Origin of the sequence: Methylobacterium trifolii (assembly GCF_022179685.1) — a bacterium.
Taxonomy (GTDB): domain Bacteria; phylum Pseudomonadota; class Alphaproteobacteria; order Rhizobiales; family Beijerinckiaceae; genus Methylobacterium; species Methylobacterium trifolii.
The window spans coordinates 1-1,300 of record NZ_BPRB01000371.1 but is presented as its reverse complement, the minus strand read 5'-3'; the positions used below and the strand labels follow the sequence as shown (position 1 = coordinate 1,300).

Sequence of the window (1,300 nt, the reverse complement as noted above, 5' to 3'; positions counted from 1 at the left end):
GCGGTTGATTGCGTCCAACGCCTCCTGTTCGATCAGCGTCACCTCGCGGGTATCGGGTTTGGGCGAGTAGGTGCCGGAGCCGAGATAGTAGCGGTCGCCCTCGATGCCGCGGCCGGCGACGCACCGGGCCTCGACGCGTTCCTCCATCTCGTAGCTCGCCGCCGGGGCGATGTGGATGGCTAGCAGCGTACCCCGCCAGCCGACCGCGCCGCCGGGCACGCCGACGGCGACGGAGCCCACTGGATGCGCGAAGGCCTCGACCATGCGCGGGGGAGAAAGATCAGTCATTTTCACGTCCTCCTACCGTGTCGCGAGGGCGATCGCCTCGATCTCGACCAGCGCGTCGCGCGGCAGTCGGGCGACCTCGATCGTGGAGCGGGCCGGGGCATCGCCGGGGAAATGCTCGGCATAGACAGCGTTCATGGTGGCGAAGTCGTTCATGTCTTTCATGAACACCGTTGTCTTGACGATTGTCGCGAGGCTCGCGCCGCCGGCTTCGAGCACCGCGGCGAGGTTGGCGAGCGAACACCGGGTCTGGGCTTCGACACCCTCGGGGAACGCACCCGTCGCGCGGTCGATCGGAAGCTGGCCGGAGGCGAAGACCAGATCGCCGACGCGGGTCGCCTGGGCATAGGGACCGGCCGCGGGCGCAGCCGCGTCCGTTTTGATAATCGTCCTGTTCATACGTCCTCCGCAAGGTCAGCACCGATGCCGGCCATCATCTTCGATAATGGAGAAAAATCCACCATTTTGGAAGCCGAATGGGCCCTGGAAGACCTCTCGGCTGCGATGATTCGCAGCGATGAGTCAGTTCAGTCAATCTGACGGCGCGCTGTCTCTGGCGCTGAGATTGCTGCCAGCAGCGTCACGCAGGCCAGCACGATCAGGTAGACCGAGATCGGCCAGGTCGCGCCCGATGCCCAGGTCAGCAGGGCAGCTGCGATGAGTGGCGTGAAGCCGCCGCTGAGCGCCGCCCCGACCTGAAAGCCGAGCGAGGCGCCGCTGTAACGCAGCCGCGCATCAAACAACTCCGACATCCAGGCTGCTCCCGTCCCGAACATGATGCCCTGGCCGAAGCTCAGGGCGACCGCGATCGTGAGAGCGATGATCGTCGGGTCGCGGGTGTCAAGGAGTTGGAACAGCGGGAAGGCGAAGACGATCGAGAATAGACAGGCGGCGACGAATAGCGGTCTCCGTCCGAAGCGATCCGAAAGCCATCCGAAGGCTGGGATCGTGAAAAGCTCGATGATGGCAGCGATCAGGATGCCGTTGAGAACGACGCCGCGTGGCAGGCCACGTG

General features: G+C 65.2%; 2 protein-coding genes and 1 pseudogene. All 3 read right to left on the bottom strand.

All coding sequences use genetic code 11. The features are described 5' to 3' along the window. Window positions 1-288, bottom strand: a pseudogene (locus tag COGEMETH_RS24645) (MOSC domain-containing protein); the annotation flags it as partial. A gap of 12 nt (window positions 289-300) precedes the next feature. Then, on the bottom strand, window positions 301-684 hold the full coding sequence (locus tag COGEMETH_RS24640) for a Rid family detoxifying hydrolase (RefSeq protein WP_238185303.1): 384 nt from the start codon (window positions 682-684) through the stop codon (window positions 301-303). 128 nt (window positions 685-812) lie between these two features. Further along, a partial coding sequence (locus tag COGEMETH_RS24635) for an MFS transporter (protein ID WP_238185302.1) occupies window positions 813-1,300 on the bottom strand: 488 nt, incomplete at its 5' end.

Coding starts and splice junctions, on each gene's coding strand:
- COGEMETH_RS24640 (WP_238185303.1), bottom strand. CDS start 684: ATGAACAGGACGATTATCAAAACGGACGCGGCTGCGCCCGCGGCCGGT.